Annotated in this window: 16 protein-coding genes; 9 read left to right on the forward strand and 7 right to left on the reverse strand. The window is 54.4% G+C overall.

The genetic code is table 11. The annotated features are described in order from the left end of the window. The 5 genes from ACW9E7_RS10605 to pdeR all read left to right on the forward strand — a co-directional run bounded on the left by ACW9E7_RS10605 (nt 1) and on the right by pdeR (nt 9,630). Nucleotides 1-3,096: a multidrug efflux RND transporter permease subunit gene (locus ACW9E7_RS10605; protein ID WP_458727756.1), complete on the forward strand. Its 3,096-nt coding sequence runs from the start codon at nt 1-3 to the stop codon at nt 3,094-3,096. 270 nt (nt 3,097-3,366) lie between these two features. Next, nucleotides 3,367-4,155 (forward strand): enoyl-ACP reductase FabI, encoded by a 789-nt coding sequence (fabI, locus tag ACW9E7_RS10610; RefSeq protein ID WP_003856831.1) that lies wholly within the window; start codon nt 3,367-3,369, stop codon nt 4,153-4,155. 151 nt (nt 4,156-4,306) lie between these two features. Beyond that, nucleotides 4,307-5,293: a CMD domain-containing protein gene (locus ACW9E7_RS10615; protein ID WP_133294568.1), complete on the forward strand. Its 987-nt coding sequence runs from the start codon at nt 4,307-4,309 to the stop codon at nt 5,291-5,293. Nucleotides 5,294-5,381: 88 nt separating this feature from the next. Then, nucleotides 5,382-7,316, forward strand: coding sequence for an exoribonuclease II (locus ACW9E7_RS10620; RefSeq protein ID WP_143345206.1), 1,935 nt, complete (start codon nt 5,382-5,384; stop codon nt 7,314-7,316). Between the two features lie 322 nt (nt 7,317-7,638). After that, the gene (gene pdeR / locus ACW9E7_RS10625; RefSeq protein WP_111965957.1) at nt 7,639-9,630 is read left to right on the forward strand and encodes a cyclic di-GMP phosphodiesterase; all 1,992 of its coding nucleotides are present in this window, start codon (nt 7,639-7,641) and stop codon (nt 9,628-9,630) included. Here the strand turns inward: pdeR and ACW9E7_RS10630 are convergent. Further along, entirely contained in the window at nt 9,627-10,496 is an 870-nt protein-coding gene (locus ACW9E7_RS10630) for a crotonase/enoyl-CoA hydratase family protein (protein ID WP_325813548.1), read from the reverse strand. The genes pdeR and ACW9E7_RS10630 overlap by 4 nt on opposite strands. A 193-nt stretch (nt 10,497-10,689) precedes the next feature. Between ACW9E7_RS10630 and ACW9E7_RS10635 the strand changes: the two genes are divergently transcribed. The 3 genes from ACW9E7_RS10635 to osmB all read left to right on the forward strand — a co-directional run bounded on the left by ACW9E7_RS10635 (nt 10,690) and on the right by osmB (nt 12,150). Next, entirely contained in the window at nt 10,690-10,872 is a 183-nt protein-coding gene (locus tag ACW9E7_RS10635; protein WP_111965955.1) for a YciZ family protein, read from the forward strand. A gap of 43 nt (nt 10,873-10,915) precedes the next feature. Beyond that, nucleotides 10,916-11,668, forward strand: coding sequence for a DNA-binding transcriptional regulator YciT (gene yciT, locus ACW9E7_RS10640; RefSeq protein ID WP_115875425.1), 753 nt, complete (start codon nt 10,916-10,918; stop codon nt 11,666-11,668). 263 nt (nt 11,669-11,931) lie between these two features. Further along, on the forward strand, nt 11,932-12,150 hold the full coding sequence (gene osmB, locus ACW9E7_RS10645; RefSeq protein ID WP_008501216.1) for an osmotically-inducible lipoprotein OsmB: 219 nt from the start codon (nt 11,932-11,934) through the stop codon (nt 12,148-12,150). Nucleotides 12,151-12,255: 105 nt separating this feature from the next. On the opposite strand, the gene yciH is transcribed toward osmB, so the two are convergent. The 5 genes from yciH to pgpB form a co-directional block, all read right to left on the reverse strand. Next, nucleotides 12,256-12,582 carry a stress response translation initiation inhibitor YciH gene (yciH, locus tag ACW9E7_RS10650; protein ID WP_115875427.1) on the reverse strand — a complete coding sequence of 109 codons (327 nt, stop codon included), beginning with the start codon at nt 12,580-12,582 and terminating at the stop codon, nt 12,256-12,258. Beyond that, nucleotides 12,582-13,319 carry an orotidine-5'-phosphate decarboxylase gene (pyrF, locus tag ACW9E7_RS10655; protein ID WP_023335943.1) on the reverse strand — a complete coding sequence of 246 codons (738 nt, stop codon included), beginning with the start codon at nt 13,317-13,319 and terminating at the stop codon, nt 12,582-12,584. The genes yciH and pyrF overlap by 1 nt, the downstream gene beginning before the upstream one ends. Nucleotides 13,320-13,504: 185 nt before the next feature. Continuing rightward, nucleotides 13,505-14,674, reverse strand: a complete 1,170-nt coding sequence (lapB, locus tag ACW9E7_RS10660; protein ID WP_115875429.1) for a lipopolysaccharide assembly protein LapB — start codon at nt 14,672-14,674, stop codon at nt 13,505-13,507. Nucleotides 14,675-14,680: 6 nt separating this feature from the next. Next, nucleotides 14,681-14,989 carry a LapA family protein gene (locus ACW9E7_RS10665; RefSeq protein WP_458727757.1) on the reverse strand — a complete coding sequence of 103 codons (309 nt, stop codon included), beginning with the start codon at nt 14,987-14,989 and terminating at the stop codon, nt 14,681-14,683. 148 nt (nt 14,990-15,137) lie between these two features. Next, on the reverse strand, nt 15,138-15,905 hold the full coding sequence (pgpB, locus tag ACW9E7_RS10670) for a phosphatidylglycerophosphatase B (RefSeq protein ID WP_133294571.1): 768 nt from the start codon (nt 15,903-15,905) through the stop codon (nt 15,138-15,140). A 197-nt stretch (nt 15,906-16,102) separates the two neighbouring features. Between pgpB and ribA the strand changes: the two genes are divergently transcribed. Then, nucleotides 16,103-16,693: a GTP cyclohydrolase II gene (ribA, locus tag ACW9E7_RS10675; protein WP_008501210.1), complete on the forward strand. Its 591-nt coding sequence runs from the start codon at nt 16,103-16,105 to the stop codon at nt 16,691-16,693. Nucleotides 16,694-16,730: 37 nt separating this feature from the next. Here the strand turns inward: ribA and acnA are convergent, their stop codons facing one another. After that, nucleotides 16,731-19,406, reverse strand: a complete 2,676-nt coding sequence (gene acnA / locus ACW9E7_RS10680) for an aconitate hydratase AcnA (RefSeq protein WP_458727758.1) — start codon at nt 19,404-19,406, stop codon at nt 16,731-16,733. Nucleotides 19,407-19,471: the final 65 nt, after the last annotated feature.

Genomic DNA, 19,471 nt, shown 5'->3' on the forward strand with positions numbered 1-19,471 from the left:
ATGCCGCATTTTTTTATTGAACGCCCCGTTTTCGCCTGGGTAGTAGCGCTTTTTATCGTTCTGGCAGGACTCCTGTCTATTCCCCGTTTACCGGTTGCGCAGTATCCGGCGGTAGCACCGCCTGGAATCATTATTTCCGTCAGTTATCCGGGGGCCAGTCCCGATATCATGAACACGTCGGTGGTATCGTTAATCGAGCGCGAAATCTCTGGCGTAGATAATTTGCTCTACTTTGAATCATCCAGTGACACAACCGGTTCGGCATCGATTACCGTCACGTTTAAACCGGGCACGGACATCAAGCTGGCGCAGATGGATCTGCAAAATCAGATTAAGATCGTCGAGCCTCGTCTACCTCAGGCGGTAAGGCAAAACGGGATTAACGTCGAGGCCGCTAATTCGGGTTTTCTGATGATGGTGGGGCTTAAGTCCACGACAGGTCAATTTGAGGAAGCCGACTTAAGCGACTATTTTGCCCGAAACGTCAGTGACGAGCTTCGTCGCGTGCCCGGCGTAGGGAAAGTTCAGCTGTTTGGCGGCGAAAAAGCGCTACGAATCTGGTTGGATCCGATGAAGCTCCACACCTACGGCCTTTCGGTGAGCGATGTGCTTATCGCTGTTGGCCAGCAGAATGCCCTCGTTTCGCCCGGTAAAACGGGAGATGAGCCAGCATCTGAAGGACAAGGGGTAACGTATCCCATCACGGTGAAGGGACAGCTCTCCTCGGTAGAGGCGTTCAGGAATATCACCCTGAAATCTGACGCATCCGGCGCCCGCCTGAAACTGTCCGACATTGCGCGGATTGAATCTGGTCTGCAAAGCTACGCTTTTGGTATCCGCGAAAATGGCGTGCCCGCAACGGCGGCGGCAATCCAGCTCTCGCCTGGCGCCAACGCAATGAGTACGGCTTCCGGCGTACGGGCTCGCATCGACGAACTTTCCCGGGTGTTACCCGAAGGAATGGCGTTTACGATCCCCTTCGATACCGCGCCGTTTGTGAAACTTTCTATCATGAAGGTTGTTCAGACATTTGTGGAAGCGATGGTCCTGGTCTTCCTGGTTATGCTGCTGTTTCTGCACAAGATACGCTGTACGCTTATCCCGGCGATTGTTGCTCCCGTCGCCCTTCTTGGCACCTTCACCGTGATGCTGTTGAGCGGCTACTCCATCAATATTCTGACGATGTTCGGCATGGTGCTGGCGATAGGGATTATCGTTGATGATGCCATTGTGGTCGTAGAAAACGTCGAACGGCTGATGGAGGAAAAAAGCCTGTCCCCGCGTGACGCCACGCGGCAAGCCATGCAGGAAATCACCCCGGCGATTATTGGCATCACGCTGGTGCTGACCGCCGTCTTTATCCCCATGGGGTTTGCTGAAGGATCCGTCGGGATTATCTACCGACAATTTTGTATTTCCATGGCGGTCTCCATACTGCTGTCCGCGTTTCTTGCCCTGACGCTGACGCCTGCCCTGTGCGCAACGTTACTCAAGCCGCATAAGGCAGGAAAGAGCGGAGGCGGAAGGTTCGCGGTCGGGTTTAACGCGCGCTTTCGTTCGCTCACCGCCTGTTACGAAGCCGGGCTGGGTGCCGTTCTGAAGCGAACCGGGCGTATGCTGCTCCTTTACGCTGCGCTTTGTGCTGCGCTGTTTTTGGGATTGTCTTCGCTACCGTCGTCTTTTCTGCCGGATGAAGATCAGGGCTACTTTATGTCCTCAATCCAGCTGCCTTCTGATGCCACGATGCAGCGCACCCTCAACGTGGTTAAAAAATTTGAAGAGGAAATTGCGGCCCGGCCGGATATTGAAAGCAACATTATGATCCTGGGCTTTGGATTTTCAGGTTCAGGGCCAAACTCGGCTATGGCCTTCACCACGCTGAAGGACTGGAAAGATCGGCAGGGCTCGACGGCCCAGGGGGAAGCCGACCAGATACAGGCCAGCATGGCGAACGTCTCTGATGCCGTCACGATGAGCCTGCTCCCGCCGGCCATTTCGGATATGGGCACCTCGTCGGGCTTCACCTGGTACGTGCAGGACAGAGCGGGACTGGGCTACGAGGCGTTAAAGCGCGCTGCCGACGCGCTGGTCCTGCAGGCCAACCAGCGCCCTGAACTGAGTGACGTGTATATAGACGGTCTGCCGGAAGGAACAAACCTTGCGCTCCAGGTGGACAGAGAAAAGGCGGAAGCAATGGGCGTCTCGTTTGATGAAATCAACCAGACGCTCTCCGTCACCCTGGGCTCAAATTACGTTAATGACTATACGAACAACGGCCGCGTTCAGCAGGTGATTGTTCAGGCCGATGCGCCCTACCGAATGCAGCCTGAGCAGATACTGACATTATCAGTGAAAAACCGGATGGGGCAGATGGTGCCGGTATCGACGTTTGCCACGCTTTCCTGGCACGTTGCGCCGCAGCAGTTGACGCGTTATCAGGGATATTCGGCTATTCGCATTACCGGAAATGCGGCGCCGGGAGAGTCCAGCGGCACCGCAATGAAGGTTATGGAGAGTTTGTCCAGAGATTTACCTCAGGGCATGGCGGGCGAGTGGGCAGGGAGTTCATTGCAGGAGAGAAAATCGGAATCTCAGCTTCCGGGCCTTATCGTCCTGTCGATACTGGTCGTGTTTATGGTGCTGGCCGCCCTGTATGAGAGCTGGTCTATTCCATTTGCGGTCATGCTGGTCGTTCCGCTGGGCCTTATCGGCGCGGTGATAGCGGTGTCCGTTGCCGACATGACGAATGACGTTTTCTTCAAGGTCGGCCTGATTACGCTTATCGGCCTGTCGGCCAAAAACGCCATTCTGATTGTTGAATTTGCGAGGCAGCTCCATCGCCAGGGGCAGCCCCTGCTGGCGGCAACCATTCATGCCGCCGGCCAGCGCCTGCGCCCTATTCTGATGACGTCGTTAGCCTTCACCTTGGGGGTTGTTCCGTTGATGCTGGCCAATGGTGCGAGCGACAGTACGCAGCATGCCATCGGTACCGGCGTATTTGGCGGGATGATTAGCGGTACGCTTCTCGCCATTTTCTTCGTACCGGTTTTCTTTATCGTCATCGCGCGCTTCATCGACAACCTCAGGAAAGCGTGAATACCCTTGCGGGATCGCACTTCCTCGCTGGTTGGATGAGGCGAAGCTGTTGCCGGGTGATATACTGGACGAATGCTGAAATTTTGAGCCCCCGCGAGTCCGCGGCGCATTCTTCGGAGCAGGCGTCTTCGGAGAACAGCGAGAAATATCGTGACACAAGGGGCTGTGAGTGGGCTATAATTTCGAGCTAATTTCGAATGATTTTGAAATACTGCCTGTAACACTATGAATTACAAGGCAAAATTAGCAATGAATATAAGGATTAAAGCTATGGGTTTTCTTTCCGGTAAGCGCATTCTGGTGACTGGCGTTGCCAGCAAACTGTCCATCGCATACGGCATCGCACAGGCAATGCATCGCGAAGGCGCTGAACTGGCGTTCACCTATCAGAACGACAAGCTGAAAGGCCGTGTTGAAGAGTTTGCCGCGCAGCTGGGTTCCAGCATCGTGCTGGAATGCGACGTTGCACAAGACGAAAGCATCGACGGGATGTTTGCTGAACTGGCAAAAGCATGGCCGAAATTCGACGGTTTCGTTCACTCCATCGGCTTCGCTCCTGGCGACCAGCTGGACGGCGACTACGTAAACGCGGTTACCCGTGATGGCTTTAAAATCGCTCACGACATCAGCTCCTACAGCTTCGTTGCGATGGCGAAATCCTGCCGCGCGATGCTGAACCCGGGCGCAGCCCTGCTGACTCTGTCCTACCTGGGCGCTGAGCGTGCTATCCCTAACTACAACGTTATGGGCCTGGCGAAAGCCTCTCTGGAAGCCAACGTACGCTACATGGCGAACGCAATGGGTCCTGAAGGCGTGCGCGTTAACGCCATCTCTGCAGGTCCTATCCGCACCCTGGCGGCTTCCGGTATTAAAGATTTCCGTAAAATGCTGGCTCACTGCGAAGCGGTTACCCCGATTCGTCGTACCGTTACCATTGAAGATGTGGGTAACTCTGCAGCATTCCTGTGCTCTGACCTTTCCGCGGGTATCTCCGGCGAAGTGGTTCACGTTGACGGCGGCTTCAACATCGCTGCAATGAACGAGCTGGAAATTAAATAAGCTGTGACTCTCTTCCCGCACGGGAAGAGAGTTTCCCCCCTCCCCTCCCTTCGTTATTCCGTTCTGCTATTTGTTATCACCTAACAATATTTTTCCCTTTATCTGCCTTACGCCAGGATATTGATCGCCATTTTGAGATCAAGGAACGCACATGGAACAACGCCGTTTTTCCGGCAAAGGCCACTGGTATCACGAGACCCAGTCAAACCACGCGCAGACTGATGTTCTGCCCCTGGTGCCCGAAGCCGCTAACGTCGACGATCGTTTTTTGCTCGATTTAGCCTTGCCTGATGAGATTGTCGCCGCCTGTTCTGGCTGGCTTGCTCCTGCCAGAGCCTTATGCCACCAGCTGTTTCCGCTCTCGATTCCCGTGAACCGCCTGCATACGCTCAGCGCCTACGATCGGCTCAGTACCGCGCTAACGGTCGCACAGGCCTGCGGCGTTCAGCGGCTCTGTAACCACTATGCCGCCCTCCTCGCTCCGCTTCCCGGCCCGGACTCCTCGCGCGAAAGCAACCGACGTCTGGCGCAAATTACGCAGTATGCCCGCCAGCTTTCCAGCTCTCCTGATGTGATCGATGATAAAGCCCGCAACCAGCTTGACGAGGTGGGCCTGTCCACGTACGACATCGTGGTAATTAACCAGATTATCGGCTTTATCGGTTTTCAGGCGCGCGTGGTCGCAATTTTTCAGGCCCTGCTGGGACATCCTGTTCGCTGGTTGCCGGGACATCATATTCAGCCGCACACGCTCCCCGCTAGCCACGATGCGTGGACGCCGCTTTTACCTGTCGTTGAGCTGCGCTATGCGAATGCGCATCAGCTTGAGTCCTTGTCCCGCTGGCAGGCTGAACCCGCGCTTGAGGCGTTGACGCCGGTTCTTTGTCATGAGCCGACGCTGCTCGATCTGACCGGCGAAATCCTGTTAAACACTCGCGAAGAGATCCCACTGACTTCCACCGAACTTTCAGCGGCGCTCGAACTGCTGACACGCTCTCCGGACCGCTTCAGCGCCGCGCAGTTTACCCCGATCACGGATCAAGGGCTCACGGGCGAACAAGCCATCACGCTGCTTACCCGGAGTGCGTTTGATGGCTGGCTTAATCGTCTGAAAGTCGCGTTTGGTAAAGAGGAATAACCACACTCATTACCCAAAGACCGCTTGCTGAGACAGTGAGAATCGCGTAAAACTGTCAGCCGCTCAATGGCTACGAAAATAGAACATTATGTTTCAGGACAACCCGCTGCTAGCGCAGCTTAAACAGCAACTGCATTCCCAGACGCCGCGTGCAGAAGGGGTCGTAAAAGCCACGGAAAAGGGCTTTGGCTTCCTTGAGGTTGACGCGCAGAAAAGCTACTTCATTCCGCCTCCGCAGATGAAGAAAGTGATGCATGGCGATCGCGTCATGGCCGTCATTCATACCGAGAAGGACCGCGAGTCTGCCGAGCCGGAAGAACTGATCGAACCGTTCCTGACCCGTTTTGTGGGTAAGGTACAGAGAAAAGACGATCGTCTTTCTATCGTGCCGGATCATCCCCTGCTGAAAGATGCTATTCCCTGCCGCGCCGCCCGTGGCGTTGAGCATGATTTTAAAGAAGGTGACTGGGCCGTAGCAGAAATGCGCCGTCATCCTCTGAAAGGCGATCGCGGTTTTTATGCTGAACTGACCCAGTTCATCACCTTTGGCGCCGACCATTTCGTGCCATGGTGGGTCACGCTGGCACGCCATAATCTTGAAAAAGAAGCGCCGAACGGCGTAGCGACCGAGATGCAGGATGAGGGTCTGACCCGTCGCGATCTCACCGCGCTGGAGTTTGTCACCATCGACAGCGCGAGCACAGAAGATATGGATGACGCGCTGTACGCTGAAGAGAGCGCCGACGGCAAACTGCATCTGACCGTTGCCATTGCCGATCCCACCGCATGGATTGCCGAGGGCAGCAAGCTGGATGACGCGGCGAAAATCCGTGCGTTCACCAACTACCTACCGGGCTTCAATATTCCGATGCTGCCGCGCGAATTGTCAGACGATCTCTGCTCGCTGCGTCCAAATGAAGTGCGCCCGGTCCTTGCCTGCCGCATGACTATCGCCGCAGATGGCGCGATTGAAGACGATATCGAGTTCTTCGCCGCCACTATCGAGTCGAAAGCCAAGCTTGCCTACGATAACGTCTCCGACTGGCTGGAAAATACCGGTAGCTGGAAACCTGATTCCGACGCCATTGCCGCGCAGATCCGTCTCCTGCATCGCATCTGCCTGAACCGCGGCGAGTGGCGTAAAACCCACGCGCTGGTGTTCAAAGACCGCCCGGATTATCGCTTTGTTCTGGGCGAGAAAGGCGAAGTGCTGGACATCGTGGCCGAACCGCGACGCATTGCAAACCGCATCGTTGAAGAGGCGATGATTTCCGCCAACATCTGTGCCGCACGCGTGCTGCGCGACAAACTGGGCTTTGGCATTTACAACGTTCACACCGGGTTTGACCCGGCGAATACCGAAGCGCTGGCGGCACTGCTGAAGAATCACGATGTGCACGTTGATCCGGAAGAAGTGCTCACGCTGCCGGGCTTCTGCAAGCTTCGCCGCGAACTGGACGCGCAGCCGTCAGGTTTCCTGGACAGCCGCATTCGTCGCTTCCAGTCCTTCGCTGAAATCAGCACCGAGCCTGGGCCGCACTTTGGTCTTGGCCTTGAAGCTTACGCCACCTGGACATCGCCGATCCGTAAGTATGGCGATATGGTTAACCACCGTCTGCTGAAAGCGATTATCAAAGGTGAAACCATTGCCCGTCCTGAGGAGGACACCACGCAGCAGATGGCCGATCGTCGCCGTCTGAACCGCATGGCGGAACGTGACGTCGGGGACTGGCTGTACGCACGCTTCCTGCAGGATAAAGCAGGTACGGATACCCATTTTGCCGCAGAGATCATCGATATCAGCCGCGGGGGGATGCGCGTCCGTCTGGTCGATAACGGCGCTGTCGCGTTTATTCCTGCGCCATTCCTGCATGCGGTTCGCGACGAAATGGTCTGTAGTCAGGAAAACGGTACCGTGCAAATTAAAGGTGAAACAGTTTACAAAGTCACCGACGTGATTGACGTTAATATCGCCGAAGTTCGCATGGAAACCCGCAGTATTATCGCGCGTCCTGTCGCCTGATAACCGCTTACATTGTCGGTCTTTTCGTTTCGGAAGGGCCGACAATTTTTATTTTAATCCTCGCCACAAAATCATTATTTTTCCTTACTATTTTCAGTATCCCTTCGCCTAAAACCGCCATAATTATCTACAGTAAAAGAGTGTTGTTATATTCGGTTGCATGAATTTTTATACGCTCAGTATCCTTTTTAACCTGACTCGTTTTATTATAAGAAAGCAGGGAAAAACAACAGGTTCACTTCGGTTTTGCCGCTGTTTCTCAACGGAAAAGTCGACAACAAATGAATAATTTGTGCGCTAATGAACAGCTGCGGGAGAAAACATGATGGACGATCTGGAGCAGAATTTGCTGTTTCGCTACATGGGGACTCACAGCCCGTGGTGGCGCTTATCAGCTGACAGCAACGCTCTGCACCTTTCCACCAGCGAAAATGCCGATGTCACTCAGGTCGTGGCGCTGGACGATGAACAGGCCGATCTCATCCGTCATTTAACCGTTATTACCTCCAGCATTTCCATGTCGCTCTCCCTGTACGGAGAAGATGTCCCGGTGCATCTTGTGGGTCGTAAAATTACCCGTAACGAGTGGGCCGGAACCGCTTCCGCCTGGAACGATACGCCCTCCGTGGCACGCGATCTGGCTCAAGGGCTCTCTTTTGCGGAACAGGTTGTCTCTGAGGCCAACTCCGTCATTGTTATTCTCGATCGGCACGGCAATATCCAGCGTTTTAACCGGCTTAGCGAAGAGTATACCGGCCTGAAAGAGCAAGAAGTGATTGGCCAGAACGTGTTTAAGCTGTTTATGAGCCGCAGCGAAGCGGCCGCTTCAAAGCGCAATATTACCGGTTTTTTTCGCAACGGCAGCTCCTACGAAGTCGAACGCTGGATCAAAACGCGTAAAGGGCAGCGGCTGTTTCTGTTCAGAAACAAATTCGTTCACAGCGGCAGCGGTAAAAATGAAATTTTCCTTATCTGTTCCGGGACAGATATTACCGAGGAACGCCGCGCTCAGGAGCGGCTGCGCGTGCTGGCCAATACCGATACCATCACCGGCTTGCCAAACCGCAATGCGATCCACGATCTGATTTCTGACGCCATCGTCAACCGCGGCGACACGCAGGTAGGCGTGGTGTATCTCGATCTGGATAACTTTAAAAAGGTCAACGACGCTTACGGGCATATGTTTGGCGATCAGCTGTTACAGGCTGTCGCCCTCGCCATTTTGAGCTGTCTGGATGAGGAACAGGTGCTGGCGCGACTGGGCGGTGATGAGTTTATCGTCATGGCCACCAATACCTCACAGGGCTCTCTGGAGGCGATGGCGTCGCGCATTTTAACCCGTCTGCGCCAGCCGTTCCGAATCGGTCTGATTGAGATTTATACCGGCTGCTCTCTGGGTATCGCCCTCGCCCCGCAGCATGGTAGCGACCGGGAAAGCGTCATTCGTAACGCCGATACCGCCATGTACACCGCCAAAGAGAACGGCCGGGGCAAGTTCTGCGTCTTCTCACCCGAGATGAACCAGCGCGTATTTGAGTATCTCTGGCTCGATACCAACCTGCGTAAAGCACTGGATAACGATCAGCTTCTAATCCACTATCAGCCCAAAATAACCTGGCGTGGGGAAGTCAGAAGCCTTGAAGCACTGGTCCGCTGGCAATCACCAGAACGCGGCCTGATCCCGCCGCTGGAGTTTATCTCTTATGCCGAGGAGTCGGGGCTGATTGTGCCGCTGGGCCGCTGGGTGATGCTTGATGTGGTTCGCCAGGTGGCAAAATGGCGCGATAAGGGAATTAACCTGCGCGTGGCGGTGAACGTCTCTGCACGACAGCTGGCCGACCAGACTATCTTCAGCGACTTAAAGCAGGCGCTGAAGGATCTGAATTTTGAATACTGCCCTGTCGACGTTGAGTTGACCGAAAGCTGTCTTATCGAGAACGAAGAGCTGGCGCTGTCCGTGATCCAGCAGTTCAGCAGACTCGGGGCGCAAATTCATCTGGATGATTTTGGCACCGGCTACTCTTCTCTTTCGCAGCTCGCCCGCTTCCCTATCGACGCCATTAAACTCGATCAATCCTTTGTCAGGGACATTCATAAGCAGTCTATTTCCCAGTCACTGGTGCGCGCTATTGTCGCGGTGGCGCAGGCGTTAAATCTGCAGGTAATTGCCGAAGGTGTGGAAAATGCAAAAGAAGACGCCTTTCTGACCAAGAACGGCGTCAACGAGCGGCAGGGTTTTCTGTTTGCTAAGCCGATGCCCGCTGCCGCATTCGAGCGGTGGCTAAAACGATATCAAGCGCGAAATCAACGTTAACTGGCTTTACGCAGACCCGCCGCGTGATGGCGGTTTTGCAGCGTGACCAGGCGCTCCATGTAGGCGATATCTTTCGGCTCCAGGCAGAAAGCAGCATCCACCCAGTCTTCCGTTATGTCCATCAGTTCACTGCGGGGCAATTGCAGAACGCGGGTACGGGCGCGCAGCATCGCCCTTACGCCGTTCAGTTTTGGCCGCAGCGTATCGATGAAGGTTCGGGTGGAGACATAGCTTTGTCCGGGTTCAAACAGGACATCCACCAGCCCATGCTGTTCGTACCATTCAGCCGTATGGGATTCCCCTTTGTAGATGAGTTCTTCCGCCAGCTTCATGCCTGAACGGCGTGCAACCAGGGAATATCCTCCCATACCCGGAAACAGGTTGAAGGCTATCTCCGGGAAACCTAAACGGGCATCGCGCTGAGCCAGGACGAAATGGTGCGCCAGAGCGGCCTCAAAACCACCTCCTAACGCACTGCCCTCGACCATTGCCAGAGTGATGGCTCCCGTATCAAACCCTCGTGAGGCCGCATGGACGCAATCAACGCAGGCGCGCGCGTACGCCCGCAACGCTTCCCGACGTCCGTTCTGAATGCACTCGACGAAGAATTGTAAGTCACCGCCCACATTGTACATCTCCGGAACCAGCGATCCGGTTACCCAAAAATCAACCGCAAAACCAGACTGGCGAACCAGCCATGAAAAGTTCATGATCTCCTCAATTAACGCATGGTTAAAGCAAGGTCGCGGCTGAGCCCGCAGCATCATCCAGACGGTGTGACGCTCCGCCTCGTAATAACCCGACAGCTGCGTGAACCGTTCAGTGTCGGTAAACAGTGTACAGGTAGGCTGATTGATAACTGTCATAGTCTAATTCCTCTTATAAAAAAGCGCCTTGCGCGCAGTTTTAGACTAATCCACTCATTAAGCCTGCTGCATGAGGGGGAATAAATTTATCACTTACGTTTATGTAATTTAGTTATTGCATTTTTTCCCTTCTCTTTTGACCCTAATTTCTGCATCATTGAAAATATTAACTTTTCGCGCCTGGAGTGAGATTATGTCGACTATTGACGCACAAGCTGTAGCACAACGAATTGATACCGTGCTGGATATCCTGGTGGCAGGCGATTACCACTCTGCTATCCGTAATCTCGAGATCCTGAAGTCTGAACTTCTCGCTCAGAATGGCGCTGACAATACGCCTGAAAACGGACAGCCAAAAGCGCCGTGGGAAGTTTAACCCCACTGTCTCCGACCTCGTTTCGCTTTATTAAATGGATGCTATGAATTCCCGACAACAACTCATTTTGCAGATGGTCATCGATCAGGGACGCGTAAGCGTAGTCGATCTCGCTAAAACCACTGGCGTTTCTGAAGTCACCATACGTCAGGATCTTAATCTGCTGGAAAAACAGAGCTACCTGCGTCGCGCGCACGGATATGCTGTCCCTCTGGACAGTGATGACGTTGAGACGCGCATGATGAACAACTACGCGCTCAAACGTGAACTGGCTGAATTTGCCGCGTCCCTGGTGAACAACGGCGAGACCGTCTTTATTGAAAACGGCAGCAGTAATGCCCTTCTGGCGCGCACGCTTGCCGATCAAAAAGACGTGACCATCATCACCGTCAGCAGCTATATCGCGCATTTGCTCAAAGAGACGCGCTGCGAGGTGATACTGCTCGGCGGAATTTACCAGAAAAAAAGCGAAAGCATGGTAGGCCCGCTGACCCGTCAGTACGTCCAGCAGGTTCATTTCAGCAAGGCCTTTATTGGGATTGACGGCTGGCAGCCGGAGACAGGTTTTACCGGCCGGGATATGATGCGCTCCGACGTGGTGAATGCCGTGCTGGAAAAAGAGTGTGAAGCCATTGTGCTCACAGACAGCTCTAAATTTGGCGCCGTTCACCCTTACACGATGGGCCCCGTTTCACGCTTTAGCCGTGTGATTACCGACGAGCGGTTGAGCGACGCGCACCGTAATAAACTGGAAGACAGTGGTCTGATCGTCAATATTATTAAAACCAGCGCCTGACTCCCCTCCGCGCCCGAACTTCGGGCGCATTCGCCCTTCTTTCTCTGAGATGATTCTTAACCCTGCTTTAAGAGTTTTTACCTGTTTAACCTGCATTAAAGTCGTAAAATTACTGTTAGCGATATAACAGGAAGTGACTATCACCTGCGTGATGAAGTAACGCCTGCGCGACCAGCTTTCACGGGGATAAGAATTAAGTATTCAATTCGTCTATACTTAACGCGTACGTCTTTCCGTGAATCTATAATTCAGGAGAAAGTATTATGACCTTAACCAGCAAAAAATTAGCCGCCGCTGTTCTGGCAATCACTGTAGCAATGTCCCTGAGCGCGTGCTCTAACTGGTCTAAACGCGACCGTAACACCGCTATTGGTGCCGGTGCCGGTGCTCTCGGTGGTGCAGTATTAACGGATGGTAGTACGCTGGGTACATTAGGTGGCGCTGCTGTCGGTGGTATTATCGGTCACCAGGTTGGCAAATAATAATTATCCAAGCCTTCCCCGGTAATGCGATATTTAAACGCATTTCAGGTCTGACATACGCACGTATATAACACGAGCCACGGCATTTGCCGTGGCTCATTTATTTTAGCCGCCTGCCAGTTTGACTTTCATACCTTTGGCTTCCAGCAGAGATTTAATTAAATCACGTTTATCACCCTGGATTTCAATAATGCCGTCTTTCACGGCACCGCCGCAGCCACATTTCTTTTTCAGTTCGGCTGCCAGCGCTGTCAGTTCAGCATCATCAAGGTCAATGCCGGAGATAAGACAAACCCCTTTTCCTTTTCGTCCACTGGTCTGGCGCTGGATCCGAACAATGCCGTCCCCCTTTGGACGTTCCACTTTCGCTTTCGGTTCGTCAATACGCCCGCTATCGGTTGAATAGACCAGGCGGCTGTTGGAATCGGTCATTACGCCCCCTTCTTCAGCGATGCGTTAATAGCCTTAAGCGTCTCAGCCGGGTTTGCAGACTGCGTCACCGGACGCCCAATGACCATGTAGTCAACGCCTGCAGCCAGCGCCTGCTCAGGCGTCATAATGCGGCGCTGATCGCCCACGTCGCTGCCTGCAGGACGGATACCCGGCGTGACGAGTTTAAAATCCTTGCCCAGCGCTGATTTGAAACGTACCGCTTCCTGCGCGGAGCAGACGACGCCATCCAGGCCGCAATGCTGGGTCAGACGCGCGAGGCGCTCAGCGTGCTCTGCTGGTGACAACGTCACACCCAGGTCGCGTAAATCGTTTTCGTCCATACTGGTCAGCACGGTGACCGCAATCAGCAACGGTGCATCTTTACCGAACGGCAGGAGCGCCTCACGGGCAGCGGTCATCATTCTTGCCCCACCCGACGCGTGGACATTAACCATCCATACGCCCAGTTCTGCGGCTGCGGCAACGGCGTGCGCCGTGGTATTCGGGATATCATGGAATTTCAGATCGAGGAAAACGTCAAAGCCGCGCTGCTGCAGATCGCGAACGATTTGCGGTCCAAACAGCGTGAACATCTCTTTGCCAACTTTCAGACGGCAGTCGCGAGGGTCAATGCCGTCGACAAACGCCAGTGCAGCGTCACGCTTATTGTAATCAAGCGCAACAACAACAGGAGAATCCGTAATTACTCGGGAAGTGGAGGATGTAACAGACGTCATGACCAGCCCTTTTCGTCTATGGGCGCGCAGCGGCGCGGAACAGATAAACGGCCAGCATTCTACCTGCCGTCGTCGCAAATTGACAGAATCCATTTATTTCCCTGACAGGCCAGCAAACCGCACGGTGTTGAGAAACCGTTAAAAGCCAGCAGTATGTTGTAACTAAAATAAAGGCTTTTAAAAAATTACTGCCCGTCCAGGCCACGGATTGGCTTGATAGTGGACCAGGCGCGGCAGGAAGGACAGTGCCAGTAGAGCGTATACGCGGTAAAACCACACTTCTGACAACGATAGCGTGGCTTGCTGCGCACCTGCTCGCCAACCATATCGCGCAGCACCATCAGGCTCTCTTTGGCGCGCCCTTCTTCCGCGTCGTTAAGGTGGTAATCCATCAGCTTATGGAAGACCCGCATGGTCGGATGACGCTGCAGCTGACGCGTAATGTAAACCTGCGCGGTGTCGCTTCCCTCATACTTCTCAACGACGTCTGAGAGCATCAGTTCAGCGGTGGCGCCGGTGTTCTCTTCCACGCAGCGACGCAGGAATGCTACCCACTCTTCCTGCTTATCCAGCTGCTGATAGCAGGTTTGCAGCATTTCCAGCGTTTCACTGACCAGCTCTTTGTCCTGGTCGATCACCCGCAGCAGGCTTTCAACGGCTTTGGCGTAGTCGCCATTCGCCATAAACACGCGCCCCATCATGATGGATATTCGCGCGCTGTTGCGATCCGCGGCGGCACCTTTCTTCAGTAACGCCATGGCTTTGTCCATGTCGTCATTGCCCATCTGCTGAAGCGCAAGCTCACAGTAGAAATGGGCTATCTCAACGCGCTGCTTATCTTTCCCCAGCTTCACCAGACGTTCAGCCGTATCAATGGCTTTCTGCCAGTCGCTGGTGGCCTGATAAATCTGCAGGAGCTGCTGCAGCGCGCCGATGCGGAACTCTGTTTCATCCACCAGCTGGGAGAACATATCTTCAGCACGATCGTACAACCCCGCGGCCATGTAATCCCGCCCCAGCTGTTGCACTGCAAGTAGACGTTGATCGTAGGTCAGAGAGGCGCTTTCCATCAGCGTCTGGTGAATACGAATGGCGCGGTCAACCTCGCCGCGAGAGCGGAACAGGTTTCCCAAGGTGAGATGCGCTTCAACCGTCCCGGTATCCTCTTTCAGCATATCGAGGAACAGGTCTACCGCTTTGTCCTGCTGATTGCTCAGGAGGAAGTTTACCCCCGCAACGTAGTCGCGGGAGAGCCGATTGGCCTCATCCTGTTTTGTTTGTTGCGCACTTCTGCGGCCCATATACCAGCCATAGGCTGCGGCTACAGGCAAAAGCAGAAACAACAACTCCAGCATAGTCGATTATTCCTTCACGACCGGCACGCCAGAGCTTTCCGGGATGTCAGACGCAGGGGCAATGTTATTTTCAAGTCGCTTAATTTTACGTTCAGCGCGCGCAAGCGAAACACGGACTTTCAGCCAGAAAAGACCGCAAACCAGCCAGGCAATGGCAAAGCCGGCAGCAAATAAGACCGCCAGCAGGCTCGAGACGCGATACTCACCCTGAGCCAGCAGATAGTTAAACGTCACCTGCTGATCGTTTTGTGCACCCAACGTGACTGAAATGACAAAAATCGCCAATACCAGTAAGAAAATGAGTAAATATTTCACATTACTTCCCGTTATGTGGTTCAAGCGAATAAAGTGTGTTCAATTCACCGCAATCAGCCTTATAAACTACCATTTTAGCGACGAGCGCGAAACGGAAAAAGTGACGCGCAGGTCATGGATCTATGGGCAAAATACGGAATATCAACCGTCAGGCGTCGGTTTGGTCCCTTTCGGCTATTTCTGCTTTCTCTTCTGGCGGTGGCGTTAGCGGGCCGCAGAATCGTTCAGTGAGCCAGGTCGCCAGCACGATCAGCAACCATGAGATGAGCGTGGCGACGACCAGGTCGCGCGGCCAGTGCATCCCCAGCAGCAAGCGGCTTCCCATAACCCCCGTCGCCCAGACCAGTAAAATCGCGATCGTAATCGTTCGACGCCTAGGCCAAAGCAGCCCAACCCCCAGCAACGCCCAGCTGGCCGCAAACATGGTGTGACCCGAAGGAAACGCGAACCCCGTCTCTTTCTGCCAGTGTTTACGCAAGAATTTCGGGATATCCTGCTGTTCCGCAAGCTGTTCTTTTACCAGCGCGCCACGATCTTTACGCTTTAAATTGTAGAACTCATCCACCGGAACATGATGGGTTTTTTCCAGCCAGACGACAAAAGGACGCGGCTCCTGAACGCGATCTTTCACCCAGGACTTCACCCCCTGACCGACAATGATAGCGCCACCGAGGATAGCAAAGAGCATCAGTGCCGCACGCAGGCGAAAGCGCAGGCACCACAGAAACCAGGCGCACAGGAGTACGTGGGTAATTATTCCCCATGGCTGGGTGACCGTTTCCGTTATCCAGTATAAGGTTTTCAGCCACATGGCATTATGCCCGGGCTGCCACATCCAGCCTGAAAGCCATACGGTCAGAGGCATAATCAGTAAAATGGCCGCACCTGCTGCCGTACGTCTGGCGATTGAAAGCATGTCTTCTCCTTTTTCGCTAAGCGTCACAATCATAACTGAAATTAATCCTTTGGGTGGATATGTCGGATCGTGCGTTTAACGTTCATATAGCATGGTGCCCATTAGGCGAACCTGCTGAGCTTGTGGCAAAATGAACTGATACAGAAAGCAAAACAGGGCAAAGGCACGAAACGTGTCAGCCTACTCTGGAGAATCACATGCAGCTTAAACGTGTGGCAGAAGCCAAACTGCCAACCCCCTGGGGCGATTTCCTGATGGTGGGTTTTGAAGAACTGGCAACCGGACAGGATCATGTCGCGCTGGTGTATGGCGACATTTCAGGGCAGACGCCGGTGCTGTCCCGCGTCCATTCAGAGTGTCTCACCGGCGACGCGCTGTTCAGCCTGCGCTGTGATTGTGGTTTCCAGCTGGAAGCCGCCCTGTCTCATATTGCAGAAGAAGGCCGCGGCGTGCTGCTTTATCACCGTCAGGAAGGTCGTAATATAGGCCTGCTAAATAAAATTCGCGCCTACGCGCTTCAGGATCAGGGCTACGATACGGTTGAAGCAAACCATCAGCTCGGCTTTGCCGCTGACGAACGCGACTTCACCTTGTGCGCCGATATGTTCAAGCTGCTGGGCGTGGACGAAGTTCGCCTGCTGACCAATAACCCGAAAAAAGTGGAGATCCTGACCGAAGCGGGGATCAACATCGTCGAGCGTGTACCGCTGATTGTCGGCCGTAACCCGAAAAACGCCCACTACCTTGATACCAAAGCCGCCAAAATGGGCCATCTGCTGAAAGAGTGATGCTAAAAAGCCCGGCACGCGTGCCGGGCTCGTATCATCAATCCAGCATCTTACGAATCACATAATGTAAAATGCCGTCGTTCTGGTAATAGGTCAGCTCGGTTGCCGTATCTATACGGCACCGGCAATCCAGCACCTCGGTTTTCCCGTCTGCACGGGTTAACTTCACCGGCACCATTTTACCCGGCTGCAGGCTTTGCAGACCGCTAATCTCAATCAGCTCTTCCCCGGTCAGGCCCAGCGTTTTACGCGTCACGCCCTGCGGGAACTCAAGCGGCAGGATCCCCATACCGATCAGATTCGAACGGTGAATACGTTCGAACGATTCGGCGATGACCACGCGAACGCCAAGCAGACGCGGACCTTTCGCCGCCCAGTCGCGGCTGGAGCCGGAACCGTACTCTTTCCCGGCGATCACCGCCAGCGGCGTACCTTCCTGCTGATATTTGACCGCCGCATCATAAATCGAAACGACTTCCGTTCCCGGCAGATGACGGGTCATGCCCCCTTCCACGCCAGGTACCATTTCGTTACGAATGCGGATGTTGGCAAAGGTCCCGCGCATCATCACCTCATGGTTGCCGCGACGCGATCCGTAGGAGTTAAAATCGCGACGCTCGACGCCCCGGCTCTGCAGGTAACGGCCCGCCGGGCTATCGGCTTTGATACTCCCCGCCGGAGAGATATGGTCCGTCGTGACGGAATCTCCCAGCATCGCCAGGATGCGCGCGCCGTGGATATCCTTAAGCGGTGCCGGCTCGGCGAGCATCTCATCAAAGAACGGCGACAGACGAATATAGGTCGAGTCATCCTGCCAGCCATAGGTATCCGAACCTGCAACGTTGATGGCTTTCCATTCCGGCGTGCCTTCAAAGACTTCCGCGTATTCTTTACGGAACATCTCGGTAGAAACCTTCTCAACGGCCAGCGCGATTTCACGCGATGATGGCCAGATATCTTTCAGGTAGACAGGGTCATTCTTGCGATCGTGACCAATCGGATCGGTCACCAGGTTGATATTCATGTTCCCTGCCAGGGCATATGCCACAACCAGCGGCGGTGAGGCGAGCCAGTTGGTTTTCACCAGCGGGTGAATGCGCCCTTCAAAGTTTCGGTTACCGGACAGGACCGCGCCTACCGTCAGGTCACCCTGCTTGATCGCCGTTTCAATGGGTTCAGGCAGCGGGCCGGAGTTACCAATACAGGTCGTACAGCCGTAGCCCACGAGGTTAAAGCCCAGTTCGTCAAGGTACGGCGTCAGTTTGGCCTGCGCCAGGTAATCCGATACCACTTTGGAACCCGGTGCCAGCGAGGCCTTGACCCATGGCTGAGGTTTTAGCCCAAGCTCTACCGCCTTTTTAGCCAACAAACCAGCCGCCATTAACACGCTGGGGTTCGAAGTGTTGGTGCAGGAGGTAATGGCTGCAATAACTACCGCGCCATCCGGGAGCTGATACTGATGTCCGTTCAGAACATAGTCTACGGGGCGATGGTCTTTCTGCGCCACGTTCACCTCCAGCGCATTGCTGGCGGCAAAGGCTTTTGGCACGTCACTCAGCGTAACCCGATCCTGCGGACGTTTCGGCCCGGCGAGGCTCGCCTCGACGCTTCCCATATCGAGTTCTAGCGTACTGGTGAAGACCGGTTCATCACCCGGGTTTCGCCACATGCCCTGCGCTTTGGTATAGGCCTCCACCAGCGCGACCTGCTCTTCGCTGCGCCCGCTAAGGCGCATGTATTCCAGCGTGACATCATCAATGGGGAAAAAGCCACAGGTTGCACCGTATTCCGGCGCCATATTGGCAATGGTGGCACGGTCGGCCAGCGGCAGCGAATCCAGACCATCACCGTAGAATTCTACAAACTTGCCCACCACACCATGCTTACGCAGCATCTGAGTGACGGTGAGCACCAGATCGGTGGCGGTAATGCCTTCAGACAGCTTGCCGGTGAGCTTGAAGCCCACCACATCAGGAATAAGCATGGACACCGGCTGGCCGAGCATGGCCGCTTCTGCTTCGATACCGCCGACGCCCCAGCCCAACACGCCCAGACCGTTAATCATAGTGGTATGGGAGTCCGTGCCCACCAGCGTGTCCGGATAGGCGACCCACTCTTTATCCTGCAACTCACTCCAGACGGCTTTCCCCAGATATTCAAGGTTAACCTGGTGACAAATACCGGTACCCGGCGGGACCACGCTAAACCGGCTGAACGCCTGCTGTCCCCACTTCAGGAATACATACCGCTCGTGGTTACGTTCCATCTCGAGACGCACGTTCTCGCCAAAGGCGTCATCATCGCCAAAGCGGTCAACGGTTACGGAGTGGTCAATGACAAGGTCAACAGGGGAAAGCGGATTCACTTTTGCGGTATCTCCGCCGAGACGCTTAACGGCCTCGCGCATCGCGGCTAAATCAACGACGGCAGGGACACCGGTAAAGTCCTGCATCAGCACCCTGGCCGGGCGATAGGCGATTTCTCTGTCGGCATGGGCATTTTCAAGCCACCCTGCCAGCGCCTTGATATCATCGAGGGTGACAGAGTCACCGTCCTGCCAGCGCAAAAGATTTTCCAGTAAAACTTTCAATGACTTGGGTAAACGCGAAATGTCCCCAAGCGTTCTGGCAGCCAGCGGCAGGCTGTAGTAATGCCAGGTTTTATTTTCTGCCTGTAATGTGTCCTTACTGGCTTCGCGTAGGGTTAACGACATAAGCTCCTCCTTAATCACAGAGATGCCCCGACAATCATCAGGGCCGTAATTAAAGATAACACAAA

Source organism: Enterobacter sp. H2G27, from assembly GCF_054403075.1.

Excerpts from the sequence above, each read along its gene's own strand:
- ACW9E7_RS10635 (WP_111965955.1), top strand. The coding sequence starts at position 10,690 with ATGTCGACTATTGACGCACAAGCTGTAGCACAACGAATTGATACCGTG.
- pgpB (WP_133294571.1), bottom strand. The coding sequence starts at position 15,905 with ATGCTTTCAATCGCCAGACGTACGGCAGCAGGTGCGGCCATTTTACTG.
- osmB (WP_008501216.1), top strand. The coding sequence starts at position 11,932 with ATGACCTTAACCAGCAAAAAATTAGCCGCCGCTGTTCTGGCAATCACT.
- ACW9E7_RS10605 (WP_458727756.1), top strand. The coding sequence starts at position 1 with ATGCCGCATTTTTTTATTGAACGCCCCGTTTTCGCCTGGGTAGTAGCG.
- lapB (WP_115875429.1), bottom strand. The coding sequence starts at position 14,674 with ATGCTGGAGTTGTTGTTTCTGCTTTTGCCTGTAGCCGCAGCCTATGGC.
- acnA (WP_458727758.1), bottom strand. The coding sequence starts at position 19,406 with ATGTCGTTAACCCTACGCGAAGCCAGTAAGGACACATTACAGGCAGAA.
- pdeR (WP_111965957.1), top strand. The coding sequence starts at position 7,639 with ATGATGGACGATCTGGAGCAGAATTTGCTGTTTCGCTACATGGGGACT.
- pyrF (WP_023335943.1), bottom strand. The coding sequence starts at position 13,319 with ATGACGTCTGTTACATCCTCCACTTCCCGAGTAATTACGGATTCTCCT.
- yciT (WP_115875425.1), top strand. The coding sequence starts at position 10,916 with ATGAATTCCCGACAACAACTCATTTTGCAGATGGTCATCGATCAGGGA.
- ACW9E7_RS10620 (WP_143345206.1), top strand. The coding sequence starts at position 5,382 with ATGTTTCAGGACAACCCGCTGCTAGCGCAGCTTAAACAGCAACTGCAT.
- yciH (WP_115875427.1), bottom strand. The coding sequence starts at position 12,582 with ATGACCGATTCCAACAGCCGCCTGGTCTATTCAACCGATAGCGGGCGT.
- ACW9E7_RS10630 (WP_325813548.1), bottom strand. The coding sequence starts at position 10,496 with ATGACAGTTATCAATCAGCCTACCTGTACACTGTTTACCGACACTGAA.
- fabI (WP_003856831.1), top strand. The coding sequence starts at position 3,367 with ATGGGTTTTCTTTCCGGTAAGCGCATTCTGGTGACTGGCGTTGCCAGC.
- ribA (WP_008501210.1), top strand. The coding sequence starts at position 16,103 with ATGCAGCTTAAACGTGTGGCAGAAGCCAAACTGCCAACCCCCTGGGGC.
- ACW9E7_RS10615 (WP_133294568.1), top strand. The coding sequence starts at position 4,307 with ATGGAACAACGCCGTTTTTCCGGCAAAGGCCACTGGTATCACGAGACC.